Origin of the sequence: Pseudomonas sp. RIT-562 (assembly GCF_026241895.1) — a bacterium.
GTDB classification, from domain to species: domain Bacteria; phylum Pseudomonadota; class Gammaproteobacteria; order Pseudomonadales; family Pseudomonadaceae; genus Aquipseudomonas; species Aquipseudomonas mandelii_F.
Window position 1 is genome coordinate 1 of the sequence record NZ_JAPJIV010000022.1, and the last position, 26747, is coordinate 26747.

The 26747-nt window shown below is 61.4% G+C and carries 22 protein-coding genes; 8 read left to right on the forward strand and 14 right to left on the reverse strand.

Going from position 1 to position 26747, the window contains the following annotated elements:
- Positions 1-241: 241 nt before the first annotated feature.
- From ORL50_RS22625 to ORL50_RS22635, 3 genes are read right to left on the reverse strand one after another with little or no spacing between them, the layout of a single operon-like run.
- The gene (locus ORL50_RS22625) at positions 242-877 is read right to left on the reverse strand and encodes a nuclear transport factor 2 family protein (protein WP_266018191.1); all 636 of its coding nucleotides are present in this window, start codon (positions 875-877) and stop codon (positions 242-244) included.
- Entirely contained in the window at positions 877-1650 is a 774-nt protein-coding gene (locus ORL50_RS22630) for an SDR family NAD(P)-dependent oxidoreductase (RefSeq protein WP_266018192.1), read from the reverse strand. The genes ORL50_RS22625 and ORL50_RS22630 overlap by 1 nt, the downstream gene beginning before the upstream one ends.
- A 14-nt stretch (positions 1651-1664) precedes the next feature.
- Positions 1665-2399, reverse strand: a complete 735-nt coding sequence (locus tag ORL50_RS22635) for an SDR family NAD(P)-dependent oxidoreductase (RefSeq protein WP_266018193.1) — start codon at positions 2397-2399, stop codon at positions 1665-1667.
- 259 nt (positions 2400-2658) lie between these two features.
- On the opposite strand from ORL50_RS22635, the gene ORL50_RS22640 reads away from it, so the two are divergent.
- Positions 2659-3495, forward strand: coding sequence for an alpha/beta fold hydrolase (locus ORL50_RS22640; protein WP_266018194.1), 837 nt, complete (start codon positions 2659-2661; stop codon positions 3493-3495).
- A gap of 116 nt (positions 3496-3611) precedes the next feature.
- Here the strand turns inward: ORL50_RS22640 and ORL50_RS22645 are convergent, their stop codons facing one another.
- The 5 genes from ORL50_RS22645 to ORL50_RS22665 form a co-directional block, all read right to left on the reverse strand.
- The gene (locus ORL50_RS22645; protein ID WP_266018195.1) at positions 3612-4844 is read right to left on the reverse strand and encodes an NADH:flavin oxidoreductase; all 1233 of its coding nucleotides are present in this window, start codon (positions 4842-4844) and stop codon (positions 3612-3614) included.
- A 73-nt stretch (positions 4845-4917) separates the two neighbouring features.
- Positions 4918-6564: a DUF1302 domain-containing protein gene (locus tag ORL50_RS22650; protein ID WP_266018197.1), complete on the reverse strand. Its 1647-nt coding sequence runs from the start codon at positions 6562-6564 to the stop codon at positions 4918-4920.
- A gap of 23 nt (positions 6565-6587) precedes the next feature.
- A complete protein-coding gene (locus ORL50_RS22655; RefSeq protein ID WP_266018198.1) occupies positions 6588-8204 on the reverse strand; it encodes a FadD3 family acyl-CoA ligase in 1617 nt (538 codons plus the stop codon).
- A 16-nt stretch (positions 8205-8220) separates the two neighbouring features.
- Entirely contained in the window at positions 8221-9243 is a 1023-nt protein-coding gene (locus tag ORL50_RS22660; RefSeq protein ID WP_266018199.1) for a ferredoxin--NADP reductase, read from the reverse strand.
- A 79-nt stretch (positions 9244-9322) separates the two neighbouring features.
- A complete protein-coding gene (locus tag ORL50_RS22665) occupies positions 9323-10510 on the reverse strand; it encodes an acyl-CoA dehydrogenase family protein (protein ID WP_266018201.1) in 1188 nt (395 codons plus the stop codon).
- Positions 10511-11451: 941 nt separating this feature from the next.
- Here ORL50_RS22665 and ORL50_RS22670 point away from each other — a divergent pair.
- The 4 genes from ORL50_RS22670 (at position 11452) to dmpG (ending at position 15095) form a co-directional block, all read left to right on the forward strand.
- Positions 11452-12225, forward strand: a complete 774-nt coding sequence (locus tag ORL50_RS22670) for a glucose 1-dehydrogenase (protein WP_266018203.1) — start codon at positions 11452-11454, stop codon at positions 12223-12225.
- An 83-nt stretch (positions 12226-12308) separates the two neighbouring features.
- Positions 12309-13100 carry a fumarylacetoacetate hydrolase family protein gene (locus tag ORL50_RS22675; protein ID WP_266018204.1) on the forward strand — a complete coding sequence of 264 codons (792 nt, stop codon included), beginning with the start codon at positions 12309-12311 and terminating at the stop codon, positions 13098-13100.
- A 29-nt stretch (positions 13101-13129) separates the two neighbouring features.
- Positions 13130-14056: an acetaldehyde dehydrogenase (acetylating) gene (locus tag ORL50_RS22680; protein ID WP_266018205.1), complete on the forward strand. Its 927-nt coding sequence runs from the start codon at positions 13130-13132 to the stop codon at positions 14054-14056.
- Between the two features lie 10 nt (positions 14057-14066).
- Positions 14067-15095: a 4-hydroxy-2-oxovalerate aldolase gene (dmpG, locus tag ORL50_RS22685; protein ID WP_266018206.1), complete on the forward strand. Its 1029-nt coding sequence runs from the start codon at positions 14067-14069 to the stop codon at positions 15093-15095.
- Positions 15096-15225: 130 nt separating this feature from the next.
- Here the strand turns inward: dmpG and ORL50_RS22690 are convergent, their stop codons facing one another.
- From ORL50_RS22690 to ORL50_RS22710, 5 genes are all read right to left on the reverse strand, one after another.
- Entirely contained in the window at positions 15226-16059 is an 834-nt protein-coding gene (locus ORL50_RS22690; RefSeq protein WP_266018207.1) for an SDR family NAD(P)-dependent oxidoreductase, read from the reverse strand.
- Positions 16060-16070: 11 nt separating this feature from the next.
- A complete protein-coding gene (locus tag ORL50_RS22695; RefSeq protein ID WP_266018208.1) occupies positions 16071-16838 on the reverse strand; it encodes an SDR family oxidoreductase in 768 nt (255 codons plus the stop codon).
- A 90-nt stretch (positions 16839-16928) separates the two neighbouring features.
- Positions 16929-18164: a helix-turn-helix transcriptional regulator gene (locus ORL50_RS22700; protein WP_266018209.1), complete on the reverse strand. Its 1236-nt coding sequence runs from the start codon at positions 18162-18164 to the stop codon at positions 16929-16931.
- 179 nt (positions 18165-18343) lie between these two features.
- Entirely contained in the window at positions 18344-20770 is a 2427-nt protein-coding gene (locus ORL50_RS22705) for an efflux RND transporter permease subunit (protein WP_266018210.1), read from the reverse strand.
- A 14-nt stretch (positions 20771-20784) separates the two neighbouring features.
- Positions 20785-21771 (reverse strand): WD40/YVTN/BNR-like repeat-containing protein, encoded by a 987-nt coding sequence (locus ORL50_RS22710; protein ID WP_266018211.1) that lies wholly within the window; start codon positions 21769-21771, stop codon positions 20785-20787.
- A 325-nt stretch (positions 21772-22096) separates the two neighbouring features.
- Here ORL50_RS22710 and ORL50_RS22715 point away from each other — a divergent pair, with 325 nt between their 5' ends.
- The 3 genes from ORL50_RS22715 to ORL50_RS22725 are packed head-to-tail and all read left to right on the forward strand — an operon-like array spanning position 22097 to position 25746.
- Positions 22097-23140, forward strand: coding sequence for a hypothetical protein (locus ORL50_RS22715; RefSeq protein WP_266018212.1), 1044 nt, complete (start codon positions 22097-22099; stop codon positions 23138-23140).
- Positions 23137-23859 carry a hypothetical protein gene (locus ORL50_RS22720; protein WP_266018213.1) on the forward strand — a complete coding sequence of 241 codons (723 nt, stop codon included), beginning with the start codon at positions 23137-23139 and terminating at the stop codon, positions 23857-23859. Before ORL50_RS22715 ends, ORL50_RS22720 begins: the two co-directional genes overlap by 4 nt.
- A gap of 45 nt (positions 23860-23904) precedes the next feature.
- Positions 23905-25746, forward strand: a complete 1842-nt coding sequence (locus tag ORL50_RS22725) for a type VI secretion system Vgr family protein (protein ID WP_266018214.1) — start codon at positions 23905-23907, stop codon at positions 25744-25746.
- Between the two features lie 48 nt (positions 25747-25794).
- Here ORL50_RS22725 and ORL50_RS22730 read toward each other — a convergent pair whose 3' ends face one another.
- Positions 25795-26745, reverse strand: a complete 951-nt coding sequence (locus ORL50_RS22730; protein ID WP_266018215.1) for a bifunctional OB-fold nucleic acid binding domain-containing protein/MaoC family dehydratase — start codon at positions 26743-26745, stop codon at positions 25795-25797.
- Positions 26746-26747: the final 2 nt, after the last annotated feature.

Genomic DNA, 26747 nt, shown 5'->3' on the forward strand with positions numbered 1-26747 from the left:
CCGGGCTCCTACGGGTTTTGCGTCAGGGCACACGATTTTCGTCACACCGCGATCCCGTAGGAGCCTGCTTGCTGGCGATGGCGCCCCGGAGATCGCCATCGCCGGCGAGCCGAACTCCTACGGGTTCTGCGTCAGGGCACCCGATTTTCGTCACACCGCGATCCCGTAGGAGTCTGGCTTGCCAGCGATGGCAGACCTGAGATCGCCATCGCCGGCAAGCCGGACTCCTACAGCGGGATGATCAGCGCACGCGGATTTTCGGGGTGTCCGCTCCACGCCGCAGGGTATTAAGGAAGCCTTCCAGCGGTGCCGGTTCGGCGATCTGCGGCAAGGCGTCCTTGTCCGGCCGTTGCGCCCAGAACTCATCCCACGACGGAAACAGTTCATGGAAGCTGCCAGCGTAGGGCTCACGGCCCGGCCAGCGCATTTTCAAACCGCCAATCGGCGGTTTGTTCAGGTCAGTCGCATACCAGTAGCACGGCAGGCGACGGCGGAAACACCAGCGCCCGTCGATGCGTTCGTAGTCGTCCCAGTACAGCATCTGCATGATCACCCACTCCGGCCCGGTCTCATGCTCGTTCTTTGAATAGACCACGCCGGTGGCGTGATCGGCATCGCTGAACTCGATGATGTGTTGCCCCAGGTGATGGGAGGTACCGTGGAACTGCTTGCGCATGGTTTCGTCCAGCCAGGCCTTGAGATGCGCGCGCCCGCTCTTGTCGCGACCCACGCGCACGTCCGGGGCAAAGCAGTTGGCCATGGCATCCATGTCGCGCATGTCCAGGGCCAGGGCGTACTTGCCGGCCAGTTGGCGGATCGCATCCAGCGACTCCAGGCGGTCGATGCGCGCCAGCAAGGCGCTGCTGTCCTCGCCCATCACTCGAACACCGTGTACAGGTCGGAACCGCGCCCGCCATCCACCGCCAGGCTGGCGCCGGTGACATACGAAGCTTCGTCGCTGGCCAGGAACACAATCGCGTTAGCCAGCTCCACGGGCAGGCCGACGCGTTTCATCGGGATGACTTTTTCGGTGTTGGCGCGTGCCTTGGCATCGCTAAGCATGCCGGCAGTGGCCGGAGTGTCGACCACGCCCGGGATGATCACGTTGCAGCGGATGTTGTGCGGTGCACCCTCACTGGCCGCCGCCCGACTGAAGTTGATCACCGCCGCCTTCGCCGCCGAGTAACCGGCCATCCACGCCGTGCCAAACAAGCCGCAGATGGAAGCGATGTTGACGATCGAACCGCCACCCTGCGCCTTCATCAACTGCATCGCCGTTCGAGTGCCCCAGAACGTGCCATCCACGGTGGTAGCGAAGTTGGCGTGCCAGTCGGCAGTGGTCATCGCGTCGATGCCACCCCAGGTGTAGGCCATCGCGTTGTTGACCAGAATGTCCAGGCGTCCGTGACGCTGCGCGGTAGCTTGCAGTGCGTCGACATAAGCCTGTTCATCGCTGACGTCGGCGACGGCGATTTCGGCCTGGCCACCGAGCGCCTGGATTTTTTCCTGCACACCTTGCAGCGGTTCGATACGCCGACCGCACAACACCACCGTCGCGCCCTCTTCGGCGAATCGCAGGGCGGTGGCTTCACCGATGCCTGAACCGGCGCCAGTGACAAAGGCGATTTTTCCTTGCAGACGATTGCTCATGAGTGTCTCCCTGATCAGATAAAGGCCATGCCGCCGTTGACGGCAATGTTCTGCCCGGTCATGAAGCTGGCGTCTTCGCTCGCGAGGAATACTGCAACCCTGGCAATTTCGTCGGTTTCGCACATGCGCCCCAAGGGCACGTTTTTCAGCAGGGCCTGCATGTATTCATCCGGGATCCCCGCCATCATCGGCGTGTTGGTCGGCCCCGGTACCAGGGTGTTGACGCGGATGCCGCTGGCGGCCAGTTCGCGGGCAATCGAGCGGGTCAGGCCCATCACGCCGGCTTTCGAGGTGCAGTAGTGGCTTGGGCCGTCACCGGTCAGCGCAGCGGTGCTGGACAGGTTGATGATCGCGCCTTTGCGCGCGCCCTTGACCATTAACTTGGCGCCTTCCCGGCAGCACAGGAACGTGCCGCTCAAGTTCACGCCAATTACCCGTGCCCAGCTCTCGTCCGAGGTTTCGAGGAAGCTGTCCAGCCCGCCCACGCCTGCGTTGTTGACCAGGATGTCGAGACCACCGAAGTGCTGCTCGGCCTGGCCCATGGCATCGGCCACCGAGGCGCCGTCAGCGACATTACAGGCCACGGCCAGGACCTTGTCGCCCAGGTCGGCGAGGCTCTCGGCCAAGGCTTGTTGATTGAGGTCTACTGCTACCACCTTGGCGCCTTCGGCGACAAAACCACGGACGATGGCTTGCCCCATGCCCTGTGCTGCACCGGTCACAAAGGCCACTTTGTTGAGTAACTTCATTAGCAATCTCCAAATGAGCAATCACGCTGCGACCCCCTGCCCCTGCAGTAGCGCCGCTCCCTGAATGATTAGCGCCCAGAGCCCCGGAGCACATCGTCCGATGGGACTACCGCCAAGTGGTCTGAACGGACGATGCCGGCAATCCCCCGCGCGCCCAGCATTGACCGGTGCACGCCCCGTCAGGTGCAGCGTTCCCCTTCAACTCGCTGGCGCGCCTGACGCGGCTGTGCTTTACGAATCCGCAGAAATGGAGAACCCCATGAACCAACCCGTAGACTTGCCATTGCCCGTCGGCCATTACGCAACGCTGCCCAACAACGGCCTGCGCCTGCACTATCTGGATGAGGGCACTGGCCCCGTGGTGCTGTGGCTGCACGGCAGCGGGCCGGGCGCCAGTGGTTTCAGCAACTTCAAGGGCAACTACCCGCAGTTCGTCGCCGCCGGGTATCGCAATGTCGTGCTGGATTTGCCGGGTTTTGGTCGGTCGGACAAGCCCGAAGACGTGCAGTACAACCTGGATTTTTTCGTCGATTGCGTAGCGGCGTTCCTGGAATGCATCGGAGTGCGACGTTGCACGATCCTGGGTAACTCGCTGGGCGGCGCGATCGCCCTGGGCCTGGCGCTGCGTTTGCCGCAACTGCCTCAAAGCCTGATCCTGCTGGCACCGGGCGGTGTCGAGGAGCGGGAAACCTACTTCAAGATGGAAGGCATCGTGCGCATGGTCAGCCTGTTCGCCGCCGGCCCTGTCGGCATGAGCGAAATGCGCAGCATGATGAGCCTGCAATTGTTCGATCCCTCGATCCTCCCGGAAAGCCTGTTGCAGGAGCGCGTGGCGGTGGCGGTGCTGCAGCCCAAGACCCTGTTCAGCACGATGATGGTGCAGAACATGGAAGCGCGCCTGGGTGAGATCCAGTGCCCGATTCTCGGGTTCTGGGGCAACAACGACAACTTCAATCCGGTCAGCGGTGCCCAGCGCATTATCGACGGCGCACCGAATGCACGGTTCATTGTGTTGAACCGCTGTGGGCACTGGGTGCAGGTCGAACACCGTGAGTTGTTCAACCGTAGTTGCGTCGAGTTTCTGCAACACGGCTGATCATCTCTCTTTGTAGGAGCGAGCCTGCTCGCGAAGGACTCAAGGACAACGCGCTCATCCAGCCAACACGCGTTATCGTTAACGACCTTCGCGAGCAAACTCGCTCCTACAAGAGGTTAGCGATCGGCTGCCGGCTGACTGTTCAACTGCGCATCACCCGGTTTGCCCAGCACGCAAGACGTACCGCCAGGCGTATACATCATCGCCACACAGCGGTTGCAAGCGGTGCAGATCGAATCCCGACTGGCCCCACTGGCCAGCTTGTTGACGTAGTCATTTTCCGCCAGCAGCACCCGCCCCATGGCGACCAGGTCAAACCCCTCGGCCATGATCTGCTCGATGCTCGCCAGGCTCCTGGCACCGCCCAGATAAGCCAGCGGCATCTTCACCGCCGCACGCACCTTGCGCGCGTGCTCCAGCAGATACAGCTCACGAAACTCCACAGTCGGCTCTTTGCGGCGCTGGATCGCCATGGCCAGGGCGATGATCTTGTTCTTCTGCTGCACGCGGTTTTCCTTGGGAAAGGACGAACCGAACATAGTGGTGATCGACTCGGCATTCATCCCGGCGCTGAGCACCAGCAGATGCGCACCCTCCTCCTCGAGCATCCGCGCGATCTGCGCGCCGTCCTCGGCGCTGTTGCCCGCCCTCACGCCTTCGGTGACGCTGTACTTGCAGATCACCGCCATTTCCTGGCCGACCGCATCGAGCACCGCGCGAAGCACCCGGCGCGGAAAGCGCAGACGGTTTTGCAGGCTGCCGCCGTACTGGTCGCGACGCTTGTTGTACATCGGCGAAATGAACTGGCTGAGCAGGTAGCCGTGGCCCATGTGGATTTCCACCGCATCAAAACCGGCCTGGCGGGCCAGCCGCGCGCCTTGGGCGAAGTCGCGCACCACCTGCTGCATGTCGGCTTCGTTCATCGCCTGCTTGAGGAACATGCCGCTCATCAGGCCAATCTTGTTGAAGCCACCGCTGGCGGATAACGGACGCTTGGTCGAGCGCTCGCGAATGAACGTGAAACAGCCGCCGTGGGTGATCTGCGCACTGGCCAGGCCACCGGCCTGGTGTACGCCGTCGGTCAGGGCCTTGAAGTGTGGCAGGCTTGCCGAATTCAGGGTCAGCTGATTGGGCAGCGTGCGGCCGTCATTGCTCACCGCACAGTAGGCGACAGTGGTCAGGGCAATACCACCGGCCACCAGGTCTGAGTGCAACTTGACCAACTGCCTGGAAGGCACGCCCTGCACACTCATGCCCTCGTTGGTGGCGGCCTTGATAAAGCGGTTTTTCAGGGTCAGCGGGCCAATCGCGATGGGGCTGAACGGCGACGGGTTCGGACGAGAATTCATCACAGGCCTCTCTTTATTTTTATCAGGCTACAAAGGGTGGCCGCGTCGCCGGATCGCCACGCAGCCGGGATCATCAGAAGGTGTACTTGGCGTTGAACGACAGGTAATCGCGATCCGTCAGCAAGCGGCCCTGGGCGACATCCGGCGAGCTCAAGTAGGCGACATAGGTCATGCCGACCTGGAAGTTGCCCAGGTACTTGAAGTCGCCCCCCACGGTCAGGCGTTTCTCGTCGCGGCCCAGCCCCTGATAGGCACTGCCGTCGACGTTCTGCGTCCACACCACTTTGGTGCTCAGGTCGAGACCGGTGGCAATGGACGGGTAGTCCATGTAGGCGCCAATACCCAGCAGCGTCGAGCCACGGGTCTGGGTCTTCGATTCGAAGTTGTCGAATGTGCCGTCTACCCCAGGCCCGCCGCCGGTAATGGTCACGCTGTCCACGCCGGCGATGTGTTGATGCACCACTTCGCCCATGAAGGTGGTCTGCTGGGCGAGGATGCTCGGGCCGAGGATGTACGAGGCGTTGAGGTTGCCTTGCCAGATTTGCCCGGTGGTCGGTGCGCCGTTATCGAGATAAACCGCCGCACCGTTGCGGTAGCTGAGGTCACCGGCGTATTGCACCGAGTCACCGACTTTCGAGCTGAAACTGACGCCGGTCAACTCGACGTCCTCGAAGTAGCCCATGCGATAAGTCATCGCCTGGCCGGTGTGGCCGATATTCTTCAGCGACGAGTATTGGGTGGCGCCGCTGAAGTCGAAGAACAACGAACCGACTCGCTCGTTGTAGCGATAATGGAACAGCCCCACTTCAGTGTTTTCGGTAATCCGGTAGCGCGCACCCAGGCCCCACTGACCGCTGTCGCTGGCGTCTTTTTCACCGGCATAGGCAACGGCCGCACCATTGGGCAGGCTGCTGACCAGACCGCTGCCGAGGCGGAAGAACTCCGCGCCCGGGCCGAAGGTGTCGCTACCGAAATAATCGCCCACCGGGTTGAGCTGGGTCTTGTCCCACTCGTATTGGTAGTAGCCCACCAGCGCCAGATCTTCATTCAGCGACCACGACGCCGAAACCTGCCCCACCGGCAGGTACGAATCCTTGGCCTCGGTACCTGGCACGTTGAACTTGGTGGCATCGACCGGCGCCTGTCCCTGGCTGATGTTGGACCAGAACAGACTCTCGCCCCAGGCCACCAGGTGTCGCCCGGCCTTGAGCGACAGGTACTGGGTTTCGCCGACATCGAAGTTGCCATACACATAGGCGTCCAGCAGGCGTGCGGTGCCGCCGCTGAGCTGGCGGGTCTTGTCACTGAAACCGTCGTTGTGCCCGAGCTTGTTCACCGTGTCCGGCGAGTCGTTGGCGTTGCGCTGGTGATAGACATCGTCATAGAAGTCACTGCCGCGCAGCACCACCCCGAGATTGTCGTGCTTGAGCTGCAACTCGCCGAACAGGCTCAGGCGATTGTTGATCAACGAGCCGCGCTTGAAGTTACGGGTGCCGTCGTCGTAGTTCGGGTCCCCAAGGTACTGGTTCGCCTGCTTGGCCGTGCGCATCGAGGCGGTGTAGTTGACTGTCAGCGACGAGTCCAGCGTGGTGTTTTCCCCCAACTGAATGGTCGGCGCGGCGTAGGCCGTGGCACTGCCCAGGGTGATGGCCGTCGCCAACAGTTGGCGGCTGGCAGTCAGGCTGGCCGGACGGCGCGCAACAGTGTTTCGCGTAAACATGCTCCTCTCCTTTTTTGTTGTTTTTACGGGTGCCGCTCATTGCCCACTGCTGCACGCAGTTCGTTCTTCGCTACCTTGCTCGACGGGTTCAGTGGCAAGGCACTGAAGAAGCGCACCTGGCGCGGTACTTTGTAATTGGCCATCTGCTCGCGGCTCCAGGCGATCAGTTGTGCCGCGTCAAGCTCATAACCTTCGCGCAGCACCACACAGGCACAGCCGACTTCGCCCATGCGCTCATCGGCGACTCCGATCACCGCCACTTGGGCAATGGCGGGATGCCGGATCAGCGCGGCCTCGATTTCCGCCGGATAGCAGTTGAAACCGCCGACAATGAACATGTCTTTCAAGCGGTCGGTGATGATCAGGTTGCCGGCCGCGTCGAGGCGACCGACATCGCCGGTGTGCAACCAGCCGTCGATATCTATTGCCTCGCGGGTCGCGTCCGGGTCCTGGAAATAGCCCTGCATGATGTGAAAACCACGCAGGCAGATTTCGCCGGTCTGCCCGACGTGCAGTGCCTGGTTTTGCGGGTCGCGGATGCTCACTTCGGTGCCGGCAATCGGCCGCCCGCTGGTGCCGGCGATCACCTGCGCCGAGTCTTGTGGATCACAGATGGTCGCCAGGCCACCGCACTCGGTCAGGCCATAGGCGGTCGTGACCACGGCAAAGCCCAACTCGTTGCGCATGCGCTCGATCAGGCTCGGCGGAATGCTGGCCGAGCCTGTCACCGCGATACGCAGGCTCGACAGGTCAGTCTGCTGCAGTTGCGGATGGGCCAGCAGCGACAGGTACAGGGTGGGCGCACCGGGTAGCACGCTGATGCGCTCGCGGGCGATGCGCTGGAACACTTGTTCGGCATCGAACACCGCGTGCGGCAGGATGGTCGCGCCGCCGATCAGGCAAGTCAGCCAGCCGGCCTTGTAGCCAAAGGCATGGAAAAACGGATTGACGATCAGGTAGCGGTCGCCCGGCACCAGGCCGATGATCTTGGCGTATTCGCTGAAGGCCCGCAGATTCTGCCCGTGGCCGCTCATCACGCCTTTGGGTTTACCAGTGGTGCCGGAGGTGAACAACAGGTCGCACATGGCCTCGGGACCGATCGCCAGGGCGCGACGCTTGGCGCTTTCGCCATCGATGCTTGCAGCGCCACGCAGGAACTGGGCAAGGGTCAGGTCCGCGGACAAATCGGGGGTATCGCCATCGATAATCACCAGGTGTTCGAGGCTGGCGGGGCGATGCGCGGCGAGCAGCGCGGGATAGTCGGTGTCGAGAAAACGCTGTTGGATAAATAGCAATCGGCAGCCGCTGCGCTCCAGCACGTCGGCGGCCTCAAGACCTTTCATGCGAGTGTTGATGGGCACCAGCACTGCTCCGGCGCACTGGATGCCCAGCGCCGCGAGGATCCAGTCGCCACTGTTCGGTGCCCAGATGCCGATCCGGTCGCCAGCCTGGATACCCAGGGCCATCAAGCTGCGGGTGAACGCCATGACGCGTTCGGGCAACTGCGCAAAATCGAGGCATTCACCGTTGTCCTCGATGGCGGTGCGCCCGGCAAAACGCTCGGCGCTACTGAAGACCAATTGGGCCAGGGTGACAGGTGCTGCGCTCGGTTGCGCGGCAAGGTTCAGGCTCTGATTCATCGTGGGCTCGTGCTCATCATTCGGGGAAGCGGATACGCAGTTGCGCGCTGGTGGGCACTGCCTGACAGGCCAGAATCCAGCCCTCGGCCAGTTCGCCGGCATCCAACGCGTCGTTGTGCAGCAACTCGACATCGCCGCTTTCCAGCGTGCACATGCACGAGGCGCAACCGCCGACTCGACAGGCACTGGGCGGGTTGAGACCGGCGCGCTCCATGGCGGCCAGCACGGTTTCGCCGCTGTCGCAGGACAATTCGAATTCTTCACCATCCAGGCGCACCGCCAGCTGCGCAGGCACGGCCGCCTCACTGCTGGTCACCAATGGCTGTTCACCTTCGCCAGGCAGCGAGACGAAGCGCTCGATGTGCACCCGCCGATCAGGCATGCCGAGGCTCTTGAGGGCGCTGGCGCTGGCATCCATGAACGGACCCGGTCCACAAATGAACGCCTGGGCATCGATGAATGGACGCGCCAGTTCGGCCAGCTGGCCGACACTCGGAATGCCTTGTACCGAATCGAGCCAATGGACGATCTGCAGGCGTTGTGGATGAGCGCTGGCCAGGGCCTTGAGCTCATCCTTGAAAATCACCGAGGCTTCATCGCGGTTGGCATAGATCAACAACACCCGACCCGTTCCGGCAAGCAGCGCCGAACGCAGGATCGACAGCACCGGCGTCACTCCGCTACCTGCGCCGAACAGCAGGAAGTCGCCGTCGAGACTGCGCGGCACGAACACCCCGGCCGGTGGCAGCACCTCCAGGGTCTGGCCGGCCTGCAGCTCGCCACACAGCCAGTTCGACGCGCGCCCGTCGTGCACGCGCTTGACCGTCACGCGCAACGGCTCGCCCACCAACGGAGTGCTGGACAACGAGTAACAACGGGGCAGCCAGCCTCCCTCGAATGGCACGCGCAAGGTCAGGAACTGGCCGGGCTGATAACAAAAGCGTTCGCCCAGATGCTCGGGCACATCGAACACCAGGGAGCGCGCATCGGCGGTCTCCTCGATCACTCGCGCCACGCGCAGGGCAAGATAATTGTTCATAGGTCAGGTACTCATGACCACCTGCCCGTGCAGCACGGACAGGTGGAAACCCAAGGGCATCGAAACGGGCGCCATGGCCTCAGACATAGGGATCCGGGTTGGGCAGGCCGAGCATCACCGCGCCGTAACTGCGTCCGTAGGCCATGTAGTTGTTGGCGATGTGGCCGCGGGCCTGATGCAGGTCACGGAACAGTCGGGCCACCGGATTGGTGTTGTACAAACCTGAGGCCGCCATGCTGCGCAGCAGGTCGTTGGCCCGCTCGGCACAGATGTTGGTGACATAGGCCGACTGGTAGCGATACAGCAGGCGGGTCTCGGTATCCGGGTATTCGCCGGCGCGGGCCAGGCTCATCAAGTGTTCGTAGTTGCGCTCCAGCACCAGGCGCAAGCTGTCGACCGTGATCATCGCTTCGGCAATCGCGGTTTGGGCGACCGGGTCTTCAGCGGTGCGGGCGCCGTGTTTGCCGATGTGTCGCGCGGCGTTGTCACGGAATTCGTTGATCGCGCCTTGCAGGGCGCCGATAGCAGAGGTCGAGACGGCGCGAGAGAACACCTGGGCGAACGGGATGGCGTAGATCGGGTTGGTGTTGACCAGACGCCCTGGGGTCGCTTCCAGCGTGAAGTTATTGGTGCGCTGCACGCGGTGGGCCGGGACAAAAACCTCTTCGACGACAATGTCATGGCTGCCGGTGCCGCGCAGGCCCAGCACGTCCCAGTTACGTTCGATCTGGTAGTCGCTACGGGGCAGCAGGAAGGTGCCGTGTTCGGCAGCCAGGTCGCCATCGGGTGGCAGGATGCCGCCGAGAAACGCCCATTGGCAGTGTTCGCTGCCACTGGAGAAACCCCATCGCCCGCTGATGCGATAACCACCTTCGACCACCGTGACCCGGGCCGCCGGCATGTAGGTCGAGCAGATCAACGCGCTGTGGTCATCCGCCCAGACGTCGCGCTGCGCTTCGATCGGGTACCGCGCCAGTTGCCAGGGGTGAACCCCCATGACGCCGTAGATCCACGCCGTGGACATGCAACCTTCGGCAAGGATGGTCTGGATTTCAAAGAAGGTCCGCGGGTCGACTTCGTAACCGCCAAACGCCCTTGGCTGCAAGGCCCGCAGCAAGCCGGCGGACTGCAACTCGACGATGCTCTCCACGGGCACTTTCAAGTCCTTGTCGGCCTGCGCCGTGCGTGCCTTGAGTGCCGGCACCAGGGCCCGTGCACGTTCAAGCAGATCACACTCGTCCTGGGTCTTTTCTCGCATGCTGTGCATCACTCAATTCTCCCGATCTCACTGCGCCACTGCGCGAGGTGTGATGGATCATCGGATTGAGCGAGCAATCATTCATCGTCAAAGCGGACTAGTGGGTCTGGGTGTACGCGGTATTTGCGCTCAGCACCCATCCGTAGGAGCCCGGCTTGCCGGCGATGGCGATCTCAGGTGCGCCATCGCTGGCAAGCCAGGCTCCTACGGGGATCGGGGTGTATGCGGGATTGGGATTGGCACAAATCCGTAGGAGCCTGGCTTGCCGGCGATGGCGGTCTCTGGGGCGCCATCGCTGGCAAGCCAGGCTCCTACGGGGATTGGGGTGTACGCGGGATTGAGATTGGCACAAATCCGTAGGAGCCTGGCTTGCCGGCGATGGCGATCTCGGGTGCGCCATCGCTGGCAAGCCGAGCTCCTACAGGGATCGGGGTGTATGCGGGATTGGGATTGGCACAAATCCGTAGGAGCCTGGCTTGCCGGCGATGGCGGTCTCAGGGGCGCCATCGCTGGCAAGCCAGACTCCTACAGGATCGGGGTGCACGCGGAATTGGGATTGGCACAAATCCGTAGGAGCCTGGCTTGCCGGCGATGGCGATCTCGGGTGCGCCATCGCTGGCAAGCCAGGCTCCTACGGGGATCGGGGTGTACGCGGGATTGGGATTGGCACAAATCCGTAGGAGCCTGGCTTGCCGGCGATGGCGATCTCGGGTGCGCCATCGCTGGCAAGCCGAGCTCCTACAGGGATTGGGGTGTATGCGGAATTGGGATTGGCGCAAATCCGTAGGAGCCTGGCTTGCCGGCGATGGCGATCTCGGGTGCGCCATCGCTGGCAAGCCAGACTCCTACAAGGTATGTGGCGTGCTTGATAGTCCGTTGAGACGATGCTGGCGGCGACCGCTGCGGCGATATTGAGTGCATCGACAATCGACCCCACGGAGCAAGGGCCCATGAGTATTTTGCAGCGTTTCCAGATGCACGGCAGCGTCGCCATCGTCACCGGTAGTGGCCGTGGCATTGGTCGGGCAATTGCCCTGGCGTATGCCGAAGCCGGCGCCGATGTAGTGTGTTCGGCACGCTCGCTTGACGACATACAGGCCGTAGCCGATGAAGTTCGCGCCCTGGGCCGGCGCGCCGTGGCCTTCGCCTGTGACGTCAACGATGCCGAGCAGCGCCAGGCCCTGGTCAGGCACAGCGTCGAACAGATGGGCCGGATCACTCACCTGGTCAACAACGCCGGCGGTGGCGGGCCCAATGACGCGCTGGTCATGACCCCTGAAGAGTTCGCCCAGGTGCTGAACTTCAATGTCGCCACCAGCTATGCCTTTTGCCAATTGTGCGTGCCGCTGATGCGCGAAGCCGGCGGCGGCAACATCATCAATATCAGTTCGGTGGCGGCGCGTTATGCCCAGCGCCACTTCAGTGCCTACGGTACCGCCAAGGCCGCGCTCAGCCATCTGACCCGCTTGCTGGCCCAGGACTTCGCGCCACAGATCCGCGTCAACGCGGTCGCGCCCGGCCCGACCCTGACCGAAGCGCTCAACGGCGTGATGCCCAGTGCCATGCGCGAAGTCATGGAATCCAACACCCCGCTCAAATGCCTGGGCACCCCGCAGGACATCGCCGCCGCGGCGCTGTACCTGGCCAGCCCCGCCTCGGCCTGGGTCACCGGCAAGATCATCGATGTCGATGGCGGCGCCGACTCATCGGTGTGGCCCGGCTGACCAACTCCTCTGGGCGCGCCCCTGATTCTTTGGGGGCGGGCCTGTTTTTTTACACGCTTTGCGATCCATCTGGAGCCCCCGCCATGGACACCCATTTGATCAACGCCCTCGGCGACGAACTGTTCAACGCCCTGCGCAGCCGCCAGACACTGGCGCCCCTGACTCGCCGCTATCCGCAGATCACGCTGCAGCAGGCGTATCAGATTTCCCTGCAGTTCCTGCAACGCCGCGAAGCCCTTGGCGAGCAGGTGATCGGCAAGAAAATCGGGGTCACCAGCCGCGCCGTGCAGGAGATGCTCGATGTCCACCAGCCCGACTTCGGCTTCCTCACCGACGCCATGCAGGTCGAGGATGGCAGCGAGGTCAGCCTGGCTCGCTACAACCTGATCCAGCCAAGGGCCGAAGGCGAAATTGCGTTCATCCTCGGCGAAGATCTGCACGGTCCGGGCATCAGTGCCGACGACGTGCTCGCTGCCAGCCAATGGGTGGTGCCGTGTTTCGAAATCGTCGACTCGCGGATCGATGACTGGCAGATCCGCATCCAGGACACCGTGGCCGACAACGCCTCCTGTGGCGTATTCGCCCTCGGCACCCAACGCATCGATCCGCGCTCCCTGGACCTCGCCGCGGTGCACATGCAGTTGCTGAAAAACGGCCAACCGGCAGGCGCGGGCCTGGGCTCGGCGGTGCAAGGTCATCCTTGCGCGGCGGTGGCGTGGCTGGCCAACACCCTTGGCGAGCTGGGCATCCCGTTCCGCCGCGGCGAAATCATTCTTTCCGGGGCCCTGGCCCCACTGGTGCCGGTAATTGCAGGCGACCAGATCAGCCTGTCCATGAGCGGGCTCGGTGAAGCCAGCCTGCGCTTTGTCCCTTGATTCCCCCTTCCTCCCTGGAACCAAAGACCATGAGCAAAAAGATCAAATGCGCGCTGATCGGGCCGGGCAACATCGGCACTGATCTGCTGTACAAACTGATGCGCAGCGAAGTGCTGGAGCCCGTCTGGATGGTCGGCATCGACGCGACCTCCGAAGGCCTGGCGCGAGCGCGTGAACTGGGCCTGAAAACCACCGCCGATGGGGTTGACGGCTTGTTGCCCCACGTCCTCGAGGATCAGATCCAGATCGCCTTCGACGCCACCTCGGCCTACGTACACGCGCAGAACTCGCGCAAGCTCAATGCCCTGGGCGTGTTGATGATCGACCTGACCCCGGCAGCCATCGGCCCGTACTGCGTGCCCCCGGTCAATCTCAAGGCGCAACTGGGCCTGGGCATCATGAACGTCAACATGGTCACCTGCGGTGGCCAGGCGACCATTCCATTGGTAGCGGCGGTGTCCAGCGTGCAACCGGTGGAGTACGCCGAAATCATTGCCACCGCCGCCTCCAAATCAGTCGGCCCGGGCACCCGCAAGAACATCGACGAGTTCACCCGCACCACCTCCAGCGCCGTGGAAAAAGTCGGCGGCGCGAAGAAGGGCAAGGCGATCATCATCATCAACCCAGCCGAGCCACCGCTGATCATGCGCGACACCGTGCATTGCCTGACGGCCAGCGAACCCGACCAGCCGGCGATCACCGCCGCCATCGAAGCCATGATCGAGCAAGTGCAGCGCTATGTGCCCGGCTACAAGCTGGTCAACGGCCCGGTGTTCGACGGCAATCGAGTGTCGATTTTCATGGAGGTCGAAGGCCTGGGCGACTACCTGCCCAAATACGCCGGCAACCTCGACATCATGACCGCCGCCGCAGCACGCACCGCCGAGATGTTCGCCGAGGAAATCCTCAAGGGCGAGCTGGTGCTGCACGCCACTGCCCAACACGCCAACGCATAAGGAGCCGACCATGGATCTTCGCGGCAAAAGCATCACCGTTCACGACATGTGCCTGCGCGATGGCATGCACCCCAAGCGTCACCAGATCAGCCTGCAACAGATGAAAGACATCGCCTGCGGCCTCGACGCAGCCGGCGTGCCGCTGATCGAAGTCACCCACGGCGATGGCCTGGGCGGCAGCTCGGTGAACTATGGCTTTCCGGCGCACACCGATGAGGAGTACCTGTCGGCGGTGATCCCGCTGATGAAAAAAGCCAAGGTCTCGGCCCTGCTGCTGCCAGGGATCGGTACCGTCGACCATCTGAAGATGGCCCATGAATTGGGGGTCAACACCATTCGCGTGGCCACCCACTGCACCGAGGCGGACGTCAGCGAACAGCACATCTCTCACGCCCGCAGCCTTGGCATGGACACCGTGGGTTTCCTGATGATGGCCCACATGAACAGCCCCGAGGGCCTGGTCAAGCAAGGCCTGCTGATGGAAAGCTACGGCGCCAACTGCATCTACCTCACCGACTCGGCGGGTTACCTGTTGCCCCACGACGTCAGCGCCCGGGTGGAAGCGATGCGCGCCGCCCTGAAGCCGGAGACCGAGATCGGTTTTCATGGTCACCACAACCTGTCGATGGGCGTGTCCAATTCAATCGCCGCGATTGCCGCCGGGGCCAACCGTATCGACGCCGCCTGTGCGGGCCTTGGTGCCGGCGCCGGTAACACGCCGATGGAAGTGCTGGTGGCGGTGTGCGACCGCATGGGCATCGATACGGGTGTCAGCGTGTTCGGCATCCAGGACGTGGCTGAAGACCTGGTGGTGCCGATCATGGACTTCCCGATCCGCAGCGACCGTGACGCGCTGACCATGGGGTATGCCGGGGTCTATGGCTCGTTCCTGTTGTTCGCCAAACGCGCGGAGAAAAAGTACGGCGTGTCGGCCAGGGAAATCCTCGTGGAGATGGGGCGGCGCGGCATGGTCGGCGGCCAGGAAGACATGATCGAAGACACCGCCATGACCCTCGCCCGCCAGCGGCGCCAGGCATAAAGCTGCACACCCCCTGTAGGAGCGAGCCTGCTCGCGATTGCGGTATGTCAGTCACCGGATGTGTTGACTGATTTACCGCAATCGCGAGCAGGCTCACTCCTACAAAGGGGTCGCGTGAATTGATGGGGTGTCAGCGCCAGTCAGCGACAATCCCATGTTCCAGGGCAAACGGCTGCGCCGCGATGGTCCGGCGTTGGAAGGCTGGAGCTTCATCGGCAGTAGCCAGCCACAGCATCACCGCCGCCGGGACATGCGGTGGCGCGCTGCCGGCACGCAAGGCGATCAGGCCTTTGTCGCCGATGGTTGCCTTGAGCGCTTCGGTGGTGACCACTCCCGGGTTCAGGGTATATGCCCGCACGCCGTCCGCACCCAGCTCCGTAGTCAGCACCCCGGACAGTCGCGACACCGCCGCCTTGCCGGCACCGTAGGCATACCCCCAACCACCCTTGCCCGCTGCCACGGGCGGATCGCTTTCGCCGGCGCCGGAGGTGACATTGATCACCACCCCGCCACCGCGTTCGACCATGTGTTCGGCCACTGCCCGGGTCAACAGGAACGGCGTGAGGATGTAACCCTGGAACATCCGCTCCAGGGTTTGCGCCTGCAGATCCATGAACCCGGCATTGAGGTCACTGCCCTGGTAGATCGCGTTGTTGATCAACACGTCGATGCGCCCGTACTCGCCCAGCACCGCCGCGCATGCCGCCAAGGCCGAGGCACTGTCGAGCAGGTCCATCGGCACCACGAACACCCGGCACCCGAGTTCGCGCAACGCCTGCGCCGTGCCGTTGAGGCTGCCAGCCAGCGGTGCTCCACTGGCATCGCGCAGGGCATGCTCATGTTGCTCACCCTCATTGAGCGTGCGGGCGCTGATCGCCACGTCGAAACCGGCGCGGGCAAACGCCAGCGCCGCCTCGCGACCGATCCCCCGGCTGGCGCCGGTAATGAATGCCACTTTGTTCATGCTGATTTCCTTCAAAAACGCGCGGCGCGGACCATGGCGTCGATGCCACCGTCGACGAACATCACACTGCCATGGACGAATGACGCTTGCGGCGACTGCAGGAAAGCCACCACGGCGGCGATCTCGTCAGGACGCCCGGAGCGTCCCAGCGGCGCGACAAAATCGCGAGTCGCCTGGCCAAACCGTGCATCGTCCAGGGACGCCTGGTGCAACGGAGTTTCCACTGCGCCGGGCGCGACCACGTTCAAGCGCAGGCCCTGCTTGCCCCAGCTCACTGCCAGATTTCGAGCATGCAGGCTGATCGCATATTTGGACGCGGCATAGGCAACATGCGGCTGGCCAAGGGCGTTGGCCAATGCCAGCGCCTGGACTTCATCGCCGGCCAGCATCGCCTCGACCATGGGCTGGCCATCCGGTCCGGAATGCGTCGCCGCCACCGAACCTATCACCAGCGCCGCCGCTTGCTTGCTCCGGGCCAGAGCCCCCCGCAGGCCTTCGAGCAACTGGCTGACACCAAAATAATTGACCGCCAGGACCAGCCCGCAATTGGGTGCCGTGACTCCAACGCCGGCGCAGCAGACCAGCCCATCGAGGACCCCGCCGCACAGTTCCAGCACTTGGGTGATGGCCGCGTCGCGTCCTTGTGGGGTAGACAGATCGGCGACCACTTCAGCGTTGCTGCGATCGATACCGATGACCTGGTGCCCGGCTTCACGCATGGCCGCGCAAACGGCGGCGCCGATGCCCGACGCGCTGCCGGTAATGGCTGTAATTGGCATTGTTGTTCTCCGTGAAAGGTCCGCGCAGTATCGGCAGAGCGATAACGCCATGGCATCGTCTGAGCGGACTAAAAAGTCACTGCCAAACCATCAGGCGTGGCGATACACCGGAACAGCCAAGCGTGGCGGTGGGATTCTGATTTTATCGGAGACTTTCAGGGCCATTTTCGGTTTGCCCAGGGCCACCACGCTGTTAAGCATGATGCGCACCAGTTCGGTCTGGCGGCGCACGCCGGTTTTCGAGAAGATCGAGCGCAGGTGCGCTCGCGCGGTATTGCGCCGGATGTTCAAGACCTCGGCGGCTTCTTCCAGGGACAAGCCGTTGGCCAGTTCCATGGCCAGCGCCGTTTCGGCCTTGGTCAGGTTGAACAGCTGCTTGGTCACCACTTCGCTGGCCAGGGATTTGCTCGATGCATCGCGGATATACACCAGTGCCGCCGGCTGGCCCTTCTCCTCCGCCCAGTCCAGGGAAGGAATCGATTCCACTACCACGCCCAGATTGACCAGCCCCGAGGGTCGCGTCACCGACATGGCCTCGGCGCTCTTCGGCGCATCCGGGTCGAAGGCGCTACGGATCAGGCGTTGCAGCTCGCGGTTATCGCTGGGATAAGTCGCTTCCAGGCGCCCGCCCACCAGCTTGAGGCCATCGGAACGGGCGAGGATTTCCTCGGCTACTGGATTGATCCGCAACACGCTGCCGCTCTCATCGAGCACCAGGGTAGCGACCGACAAACGGCTGATGGCCTGCGAGTACAGATCGCTCAGCGACTCGCTGCGGTCCAGCAGGTTATGCAGCTGCGAGGCCCGACGCAGGTGCGGCAGGAAACTGGCGCACAGCGCCCGCTCGTTGGCATTGAAGTTGGGTGCATGTTTCGGGCGAGTCATACGAAAGCGCAGCTTGCCGCCGTCCGGGGTGGAGATGTCGGCGCCCATCAGGTGGTACACGTCAAACGGGCCGCAGAACATCTTGAAGTAGGCGTTATGCTCCCACTCCTTGGAGCTCATGATGTCGTCCACGGTGAATACCTGGTCCAACGGCTGATTGGCGAACGGGGTATTGGTTTGTGGGTAGGTCATGTAGTTGACGTCACCGGCCCCTTCGATATCGCCAACGAGGATCATCACCCCGGTGTCCGGTTCATCTGGCACCCGCAAGATAAGGGTGACGAAGTTGGCGTCGTAGAGCTTGAGAAAGCTTCTGAGGGCGCGGGCCATCAGCTTCGGATCGAGCGCACCTTCATAGATTTCGCCGACCAGCTCACTGTATCGCGAAAGGTCCAGGCCAACGCTGGCCAAATCTTCCTGGGTCAAGACAACATCTTGCATAGTCTTCTCCTCGCGCGGGTAAGGACTTGGTCCTCCCCTTATTATTTTTATAATTTCGGCTTGGGGGCCCCGAGGCGCCCCCTTTTTGACCGCTACCTGCCAGCGCAATCCAGCAACGGGACCGGCTTCAGTTTCTCTATCGCCTGCGCACTCCACAATAGGCCCGGCAGGTTTATTTTCTACTCCCGGGAGTCACGTGCAGCCGGGCTGTTTTTCAGGCGGAACTGACCTTGTGCCGGCAATGGCTGGCGAGCCCGCTCGGCGACCAGCGGGCGTCCGCGGTTGAACCAGGCCGCCAGCGCCGGCAGCAGAAAAATCGCCCCCAGCACGTTGACCAGGAACATGAACGACAACAACACTCCCATGTCGGCCTGGAACTTCAGCGGAGCGAAGGCCCAGGTGCAGACACCAATCGCCATGGTCACGGCCGTGAACACCGCCGCAGTCCCGCGTTGGCACATCGCCTCGTAGAACGCCTCCCGCAGGTTCGCGCCGCGAAGCATTTCGTGTTGGATCCGTTCGTACAGGTAAATGCCATAGTCGACACCCACGCCAACCCCCAACGCCATCACCGGCAAGGTGGCGACTTTCAGACCGATCCCGAGCATCGTCATCAGCGCGTTGCACAGGATCGCCACAATCGCCAGCGGTACCAGAATGCACAGCACCGCGCGGATAGACAGGAAGGTCAGCCAGCAAAACAGCGCCACTGAACCGAACAGCGCACCGAGCATGATCACTTCCGCGCGCTTGACCGCCTCGTTCGATGCCGCCATCACCCCGACGTTGCCGCCGGCCAGAAGGAATTCGACTTGCGGTGTACTGACTTCAGCAATGATCTGCCTGGCCTGCGCGACGGCATGGCTGACGGTGCTGCCCTCGTGGTTGGCGAGAAACACCAGGATCTGCATCTGCTGGCATCCGTCGGTCACCAGGCCGTCATCCGGCATGTACGCCCGCGCGCCCTGGCTCAGGCCACGGGGCGAACCCGGGATGGCCGCCCAGCGCGGATTGCCTTCGTTGTTGCCGGCGATCACTCGCTTGCCCATGTCCGCCACACTCTGGATCGACTGAACGCCTGTGACCGTGCGCATGCGGAAGTCGAAGGCTTCCACCGCACGCATCACGGCGGGCGACAGGCAACCCTCGTCGACACCTTTGACCTGGACGAACACCGACATCACATCGAGGCCAATGGAATAACTGCTGATGATTTTTGCGTTGTCCTGGTTGTAGCGTGAGTCGGCCCGCAGCTCCGGCGCGCCGGCGCCGATATCGCCCACCGCCAGGTCGCGAGCCTTGTAGGCTCCGGCCGCCAGCAGCACTAGACTGACCACGAACACGCCCAGGGCCGGCCCCGGTTCGGCCAGGGCCGACAGCCGCCACCACAGGCGATGCCTGCCCGCCGGCCGCGATTGCGCGCGACGCAACAGCGCAGGTTCCAGGCGCAGGTAAGAAATGATGATCGGCAACATCAATTTGTTGGTGATGATCATCAGCATCACGCCGATGCAGGCCGTCACTCCCAGTTCGTGAACGATCGGGATGTCGATCATCATGATGACCGCAAACCCCAGAGCGTTCATCAGCAAGGCCAGGGAACCGGGGATGAAGATCTTGCAGAACGCCGAGCGCGCTGCTTCCTTCGAAGAGCTGCCGGCCAATACGTCCTGCTTCCAGGCGTTAGTCATCTGCACCGCATGGGACACGCCGATGGAGAAAATCAGGAACGGCACCAGAATCGACATCGGGTCGATGCCCAGCCCCACCAGAGGCAACAGACCCAGCAACCAGACCACCGGCAGCAACGCAACCAGCAGCGCCACCACGGTCAGGCGCAGTGAGCGGGAATACAGCCACAGCAGCAAACCGGTAATGACGAAGGCCACGACGAAGAAGCCGATCACCGTGTTCAGCCCCTCGACCACGTCGCCCACCAGTTTGGCGAAGCCGACGATGTTGATTTCGATATCAGGGCTGTTGTACTTGCCGCGGATTTCTTCCAGGCGCTTGGCGATGTCGACGTAGGACACCGGTTGCCCGGTCTTCGGATCAACGTCCTGAAGGTCGGCCCGGACCATCGCCGACTTCAGGTCGTTGGCCACCAGCCGCCCGACCTGGCCGGACGCCGCCGTGTTGCTGCGCACCTGCGCCAGGTCTTCGGCGGTGCCGCTGAAGCGCGGCGGCACCACTACGTCGCCAAAAAAACCTTCCTCGGTGATTTCGATGTAGCGCACGTTGGCGGTGAACAACGAAGTGACGCTGGGACGACTGACACCGGAGATGAAAAACACGTCGTCGGTGACTTTGCGCAACGTCTCCAGGTACTCGGTGTTATAGATGTCGCCCTCGCCCTTCCAGCGCACGCTGACCAGGAACCGGTTGGCGCCCGTGAAGTAGCGACTGAACTTGAGAAAATTGACCATGTACTCATGACGCACCGGGATCTGTTTGTTGAACCCCGGATCGAGCTGCGTGTGGGTGGCGCTATAACCCAGGCCCAGCGTCACCAGGACGAACAGCAACAGCAGTCCCTTGCGCCAGGCCATCAGCAGGTCTGCGCACGTTTCGACGCAGCGCGTCACCCAGTGTTTACCTTGATTCATTGCCTGCCTCTCATTTACTGGGTGACCTGTGTGGTCACTAGGGCAGCGACGCTGCCACCTGAACCCTGCAAGACGCCGCGCTCGCCGCCCACCAGCAGGCGCGAGCCAACCACGGTCGCCGAGGTCAACGTACCGAGCCCGGCCAGGCGTCCGACGCCGACCAGCTCACCTTTGGCGTCCAGACGCACCACCGAGCTGCCCGCACCGACGATTACCAGGCCCGATTGATCCGGCAGCAGAGCATGGCCGTACAGCGGCAGTTGATTGCCGACCTTGATCTGGGTCCAGGTCTCGCCGAAATCGTGGCTGACAAATACATGCCCGCGCATGCCGTAGGTGACCCAGTTGGATGCGCTCAGGCGCACGATGCCGAACAGCGAGCCGCTGTAGAACGCGGGCAAGGTCTGCCAGTGTTTGCCGCCGTCGGTGGTGCGCAATACCAGGCCCTGCTCGCCCACCAGCATGCGTCGGCCATCGTTGCCGCCGGCCATGCCGTTGAGGTGGGCGCTGTCGATATCCAACGCTTGCGGCGACCAGGTCTTGCCGGCATCGAGGGATTGGTAGAACTTGCCGAAGCTGCCGAAGGCCATGACGCTGTCGCCACCCCCGCTCCAGACGCCCAGCAGGGGTTCGCCGAGGTCGCTGTCGTGACGAATTTCCTGCCAACTGCTGCCGGCATCTTCGGAGCGCAGGATCCAGCCGTCATGCCCGACAGTCAGCAAGCGCTTGTCATCCAGTGCAATGACAGCGGTCAGGGTGGCGTTGCGCTGGGTGGCGACGCTGGCTGGCTGCCAGCTGACTCCCTGATCGTCGCTGAGCAGGATGCTGCCGCGCTCGCCAACCGCAACCACCCGTGAGCCCAGGTTGAGCAGGCCGTTGATCTGTACCCGGTCCGGGTGAGTCACCAACAGTTCGGCCTGTGGCGGAGTTTTCGGGGAAAAGGTGTAGCCAATGGTCAAGGCGACCACCAGGCAGACGACGTAGCCGATCACAGAGCGCATACGTAAGGCTCCTGTTCCAGACACGCGTGCATAGGGCAAGTCATAGGGCCAATCCTCTTGTTCTTGTCAGGCACCAAGGCAGGTGAAGCCATCGAAACGAGCGATGCTCCTGCACGGATAGTCGGCGCAAGGACGGGGGTACACATCGTCCAAATGGCTTATGTAATGGCAGGAATGGCTTGTGGCCGGGCTTTTGAGAGGAGGTGCCAAAAGCCGGAATCCAGAAGATTCATACGGTTTTTAACGAAACGTCCTACATCGCTTTTTGTGACTTCTCGTTACGTTTCTCTCGACCCTCAAGTCTTGTGAAACAAGGAGAAATCCCATGGACGGAAAAATATGGCCCTGCACCGCCGCCAATCCCCGCGGGTTGCGCAGGCAACCTGGATTGCTCGGAACCGGCACCCTGCCCTTCCCCAGCGAGATCGCCTCGCGCTCGTTTCCCATCATGGAAAATTTTGCCGGTTACTACGCAACCAGCGACTACAACGCCGCGATGTTCCTGGCTTACGAACTGTCTGCCCCCGACGCAGAGATGACCTCGGTCGAGGCGCAGGAATCGGTTCACTTGCTGTGCACCTTGCTCAAGCGCCTGCGTGCTGCGCCGAACATCCCGGTCGAAGCGTTCAAGAAACTACAGCAGATGGCAGAAGCCATTCCGCAGATCGGCCCGCTCCTGTTTTCGCCCACCAGTTTGCCCGGCACTTTGCTCGCCATCGGTACCATCATCGCCGCAGCAGCTCAATCCAAGGCTCTGGTTGATCTGCTGGATCTCTCAGCCGCTGACAAGAAGAAGCTGGTGCAGTGGGCTAATTCGCGAGGTAGTGCGAGTTCCCAATCGGCGAAAAAAGCGTTCAGGGGCAGGGTCAAATTGATTCGTGTTGCAGGGCAGCTGCATTTTGAAGTGCCTGTTACAGCTCAAGCGCAGAGTTACAGGGTGTTAGGTCAGGTGGGGCAGCAGTTTGCGCATATCCCGGCATTCGGGACAAAGGGTGTACTAGATAGCAGGGCGATGCTGCATGCGAATGGTGCGTCGCGTGGGCTCAAGTTGATGACCGGGGGGACAGTCGGGTCTGTGTTAGCTGTTGGGCCGCAGGCGTATTTTGACTACAGCAGTTCATCGACGATGGGGGAGTTCTTCAAGAAGTCTGCGTACAGTCAGCCGACTAATGTAGCAGCGTTAGTCGGGGGAGCATTGGCTAGCGCATCCTTCACCTTTGTATGCGTTGTAGCAGGTTTTGGTACTGCTCCGTTAGTTTTAGTCTTGGGCGTAGGTCTCATTGCAGGAGCTGGACTTCAGTATCTAATACAACATAAAGGTGCTGATCGGGCAGTCGGAAATCATATCGTAAAAGAGTTTGGATTATGATCGACGTAAAGACCATGCGAAAGAATTGTTGGATTATTTTTTTTGGAGTCGCATTTTTCGGATTTTTTGGGCCGTGGAATTTGCGTGGCTTTTGGTTTTTTTATTTGGCCTTTGTGTGTTTACACCTGATCTGGACAGTATATATTACATATGTTTGCGAACGATATGTCTTATTCCTAACTTCTTACACATTGCCTATCGCACTTGTCTTTTCATACATGGCAAGCAGTGCAATGCATTACTGGATATCATCCTCTTTTGAAACCATCTGGTCACGTGGAAGCGCTTTATGGGTAGCTCCTTTCACCTTGGCTTGTGTAGTTCTAGCCGTCATCTTCTTCAGTAAATCGTCATCTTTTCCATTTGAGGTTATCGGAAACAGAGTCACAGTGAAGGGTAAGTTGTCGCGACATAGCAGCTACAATGGGGGTTTGGCAGGGGGCATCTCGACCTTCTTAGGCAGTGTATTGTTGAATGTGGCAAGTGATTATGCGTCTGGTTTAATTATAGTTTGTGGATGCACGGCAATTTCAATTTACATTCTGTTCATGGGGCGTCATGTCATCCGAGGTCTTCGCACCCTGCATAATTTAGAGCGTGCTATGCCCACTCCTTTCACATTTATGCAAATCGACGAGATTCGAGAGGCTCGTAGCCAATGGTGGCTTGGTCGGCTGTTCAAATGGATCGCCTCCCAGCACAAACAACCCTCGGCCTGAGCATCGCTTAGAAACCACCTATACAAAAACAAAAAGGACTTGTTCATGCCAGTTGATATCTCACCCCTATTTAACCCTCAACACCGCCGCCTGTTCAAACTATCGTTAAACTTCAAAAGAGGTCATGAATTACTCCTTGAGTCGTTCGTTGGGCAAGAGCGGTTATCCGCAGACTTCGGATATCAACTGGAGCTCCTGTCCGAAGACGCCGGTATCAAACTAAAAACAGCCATGGGCCAGTCAGCCACCATCGAAATCGAATTGGCTGACGGTTCCAGTCGATTCATCAGTGGGCATGTGCTGCGCTTTGCCAACAATGGCAGTGACGGCGGGATCTGTCGCTATTCGGCGGTGCTCGGTTCGTGGTTCAGCTTGCTGGAGCAGCGGTACGACTCGCGGATTTACCAGGATCAAACGATTGAAGAAGTCGTGTCCGAAGTGTTCAGCCGACATTCAGCGGTGGCTAGATTCAAGTTCCGTGTCGATCGCCTGCTGAAAAAGCACAGCTACATCACCCGCTATCGTGAAAGTGATCGCCAATTTGTCATGCGGCTTCTGGAAAGCGAGGGGCTGTTCTTCTACTTCGAGCACTGCGCTGAGAGTCACACGATGATCATCATGGATGACTCGACCCTGCTGCCCTCATTGCCAGAACAGCCCCAAGTGCGCTTCCACCGTGCTTCAGTGACTGAAACCGCCGACTCGATCACACACTGGAGCGCCGCGCGGGAATTGCAGTCGAGCAGTATTTCGGTTCAGACCTTCGATTATCGTCAGCCGGCAAACCGGCTTCCGGTCAGTATGAAAAGCCTCAATCAGCAAGGCGATGTGCCTATCTACGAAATTAACGACTTCATGGGCCAGTACACTCATGGCACCTACGACGATGGCGAGGTCCTGGTAAGAAACCGGATAGAGGCGCTAGAGCTCAAGGGCAAGGAGTTTCGCGGCCAGAGTAACTGCAGAGCGATGCGCCCGGGTTTTACGTTCGAACTTACTCAGCACTACGAGCATGACGGCGGCTCTACAGACGACCGCCAGTTTCTGCTCATGAGCATTGAACACGCAGGCAGCAATAATTATCTCACCGCAAACCAGGCGGGTTACGCAAACACGTTTTATTGCGTGCGCAAGAAAATCAAATTCCGTCCCCAGCTGGAGACACTGATACCCACCATCACTGGCCCGCAGACCGCCATCGTCGTTGGTCCGCCAGGTGAGGAAATCTACACCGATGAACTCGGCCGGGTAAAAGTGCAGTTTCACTGGGACCGTTATGGCGATTTCAACGACAAGAGTTCGTGCTGGGTGCGCGTCGCCCAATCCGGAGCCAGCGGCGGTTTTGGCAGCATCCTCATTCCCAGAGTTGGCGATGAAGTGGTGGTGGTTTTCCTCGACGGCAATCCCGACCGCCCGTTGATCATGGGCAGCCTCTACAACAGCGAGAACAACCCTCCGTGGGCGCTGCCGGCGAACAAGACGCAGAGTGGCTTCCTGACCCGATCAATGAAAGGCCGAGGCAGTCACGCGAACTTTTTGCGCTTCGAAGACAAGGCCGGTGCCGAGCAAGTGATCGTCCACGCCGAGCGCAACATGGACACCGAGGTTGAGGCAGACGAAACCCTCAGTGTCGCAGGTAGCCGCCAGATCACCGTCGGCGGCAGGCATTCGGAAACCATCAAGCACGACACCAGCATTGCCGTGGAAGAGGGAGCATATTCCGTCACTGTCGATAAAAGCGCAGTGAAAATCCAGGCAGCGACTTCCATCATCCTGGAGGTGGGTGCGAGCAAATTGGTTATGAACCACGATGGCACCATCACCTTGGCCGGTGTATTGGTCGATGTGGAAGGCACAACGGCCCTCCATTTGAACAAACGGTGCTGAGGGAGCAGGAGGTGCGTCCCTCCTCCCATCAAGCCACCCCGTCAACCATCAAGCGATATAGAGAATCACCAGATCATTGATCACCGACGGCCGATCCTGCCCCACCACATGGGTGTTGAGCTCCAGGGTCAACTGGGTCCCTCGGGGCATGATCTCGACCTTTTTCACCCGGGCTCGCGAATGAATACGCGACCCCGCCGGCACTGGCGCCGGGAAGCGCAGGCGATCGGAGCCGTAGTTGATCTGGGTGGTGAAACCGCTGATCTCATAACCCAGGTCCAGCTTCATCCGCGACTGCAGCACCTGCACCAATGCTCCGTGGGCGATGGTGCCGCCGAAAGGACTTTGCAGGCGCGCCCGCTCAGGGTCGGTATGAATCCAGTAATCGTCACCCGACAACAGGGCAAAGGCATCGATCAGCGCCTGGTCGACCACCACCACGTTGCTCCAGCCGCTGTATTCCTCGCCGACCAACGCTTGCAAGGCCGGTCCGTCATTGAGGTCAATCTGCCGCACAGGCACTGAGCCGGACGCAGCGGGCGCCGGTTCGCTGTCCAGGGTCGGCAGCGCCTCAAAGCGGGCCGCGTCCTTGTCCACCCCGGTGAAGCGCAACAGGCGATTACCCTTGGCGTCCACTTCGGCGAACACCGGTTTGAGCGGCATGCCGATGGCGATTTCATCCTCGTCCAGGCCAACCAGATTGGTGTTGATACGCACACCCTGCGCCAGCTCGACCACCGCCAGCTTCTGCGGCATCTCATCGATGAAATCGGGCAAGGTCGCAATGCGCGTCACCGTGTAGCTGTAGAGCGTCGCGCTACCGTCGACTTCGCGCCACGCCAGGTCGTGTTCAAGGCAGGCCGGGCAATGCCGGCGCGGGTAGAAATTCCACTGCGCGCACGCGTTGCATTGCTGGATCAGCAGGCGCCTAGCCTTCAGGCCTTCCCAGAATGGCGCGGAAATCTGCGTGGCGACCGGCATCGGTTTGTTGTTGGACATGT

Bases quoted from the DNA above. Each gene is read 5' to 3' on its own strand.
- ORL50_RS22635 (WP_266018193.1), bottom strand. From the start codon at position 2,399: ATGAAGTTACTCAACAAAGTGGCCTTTGTGACCGGTGCAGCACAGGGC.
- ORL50_RS22660 (WP_266018199.1), bottom strand. From the start codon at position 9,243: ATGAACAATTATCTTGCCCTGCGCGTGGCGCGAGTGATCGAGGAGACC.
- ORL50_RS22730 (WP_266018215.1), bottom strand. From the start codon at position 26,745: ATGTCCAACAACAAACCGATGCCGGTCGCCACGCAGATTTCCGCGCCA.
- ORL50_RS22625 (WP_266018191.1), bottom strand. From the start codon at position 877: ATGGGCGAGGACAGCAGCGCCTTGCTGGCGCGCATCGACCGCCTGGAG.
- ORL50_RS22705 (WP_266018210.1), bottom strand. From the start codon at position 20,770: ATGAATCAAGGTAAACACTGGGTGACGCGCTGCGTCGAAACGTGCGCA.
- ORL50_RS22715 (WP_266018212.1), top strand. From the start codon at position 22,097: ATGGACGGAAAAATATGGCCCTGCACCGCCGCCAATCCCCGCGGGTTG.
- ORL50_RS22630 (WP_266018192.1), bottom strand. From the start codon at position 1,650: ATGAGCAATCGTCTGCAAGGAAAAATCGCCTTTGTCACTGGCGCCGGT.
- ORL50_RS22645 (WP_266018195.1), bottom strand. From the start codon at position 4,844: ATGAATTCTCGTCCGAACCCGTCGCCGTTCAGCCCCATCGCGATTGGC.
- ORL50_RS22680 (WP_266018205.1), top strand. From the start codon at position 13,130: ATGAGCAAAAAGATCAAATGCGCGCTGATCGGGCCGGGCAACATCGGC.
- ORL50_RS22675 (WP_266018204.1), top strand. From the start codon at position 12,309: ATGGACACCCATTTGATCAACGCCCTCGGCGACGAACTGTTCAACGCC.
- ORL50_RS22700 (WP_266018209.1), bottom strand. From the start codon at position 18,164: ATGCAAGATGTTGTCTTGACCCAGGAAGATTTGGCCAGCGTTGGCCTG.
- ORL50_RS22725 (WP_266018214.1), top strand. From the start codon at position 23,905: ATGCCAGTTGATATCTCACCCCTATTTAACCCTCAACACCGCCGCCTG.
- ORL50_RS22710 (WP_266018211.1), bottom strand. From the start codon at position 21,771: ATGCGCTCTGTGATCGGCTACGTCGTCTGCCTGGTGGTCGCCTTGACC.
- ORL50_RS22665 (WP_266018201.1), bottom strand. From the start codon at position 10,510: ATGCACAGCATGCGAGAAAAGACCCAGGACGAGTGTGATCTGCTTGAA.
- ORL50_RS22655 (WP_266018198.1), bottom strand. From the start codon at position 8,204: ATGAATCAGAGCCTGAACCTTGCCGCGCAACCGAGCGCAGCACCTGTC.
- ORL50_RS22690 (WP_266018207.1), bottom strand. From the start codon at position 16,059: ATGAACAAAGTGGCATTCATTACCGGCGCCAGCCGGGGGATCGGTCGC.
- ORL50_RS22650 (WP_266018197.1), bottom strand. From the start codon at position 6,564: ATGTTTACGCGAAACACTGTTGCGCGCCGTCCGGCCAGCCTGACTGCC.
- dmpG (WP_266018206.1), top strand. From the start codon at position 14,067: ATGGATCTTCGCGGCAAAAGCATCACCGTTCACGACATGTGCCTGCGC.
- ORL50_RS22720 (WP_266018213.1), top strand. From the start codon at position 23,137: ATGATCGACGTAAAGACCATGCGAAAGAATTGTTGGATTATTTTTTTT.
- ORL50_RS22695 (WP_266018208.1), bottom strand. From the start codon at position 16,838: ATGCCAATTACAGCCATTACCGGCAGCGCGTCGGGCATCGGCGCCGCC.
- ORL50_RS22670 (WP_266018203.1), top strand. From the start codon at position 11,452: ATGAGTATTTTGCAGCGTTTCCAGATGCACGGCAGCGTCGCCATCGTC.
- ORL50_RS22640 (WP_266018194.1), top strand. From the start codon at position 2,659: ATGAACCAACCCGTAGACTTGCCATTGCCCGTCGGCCATTACGCAACG.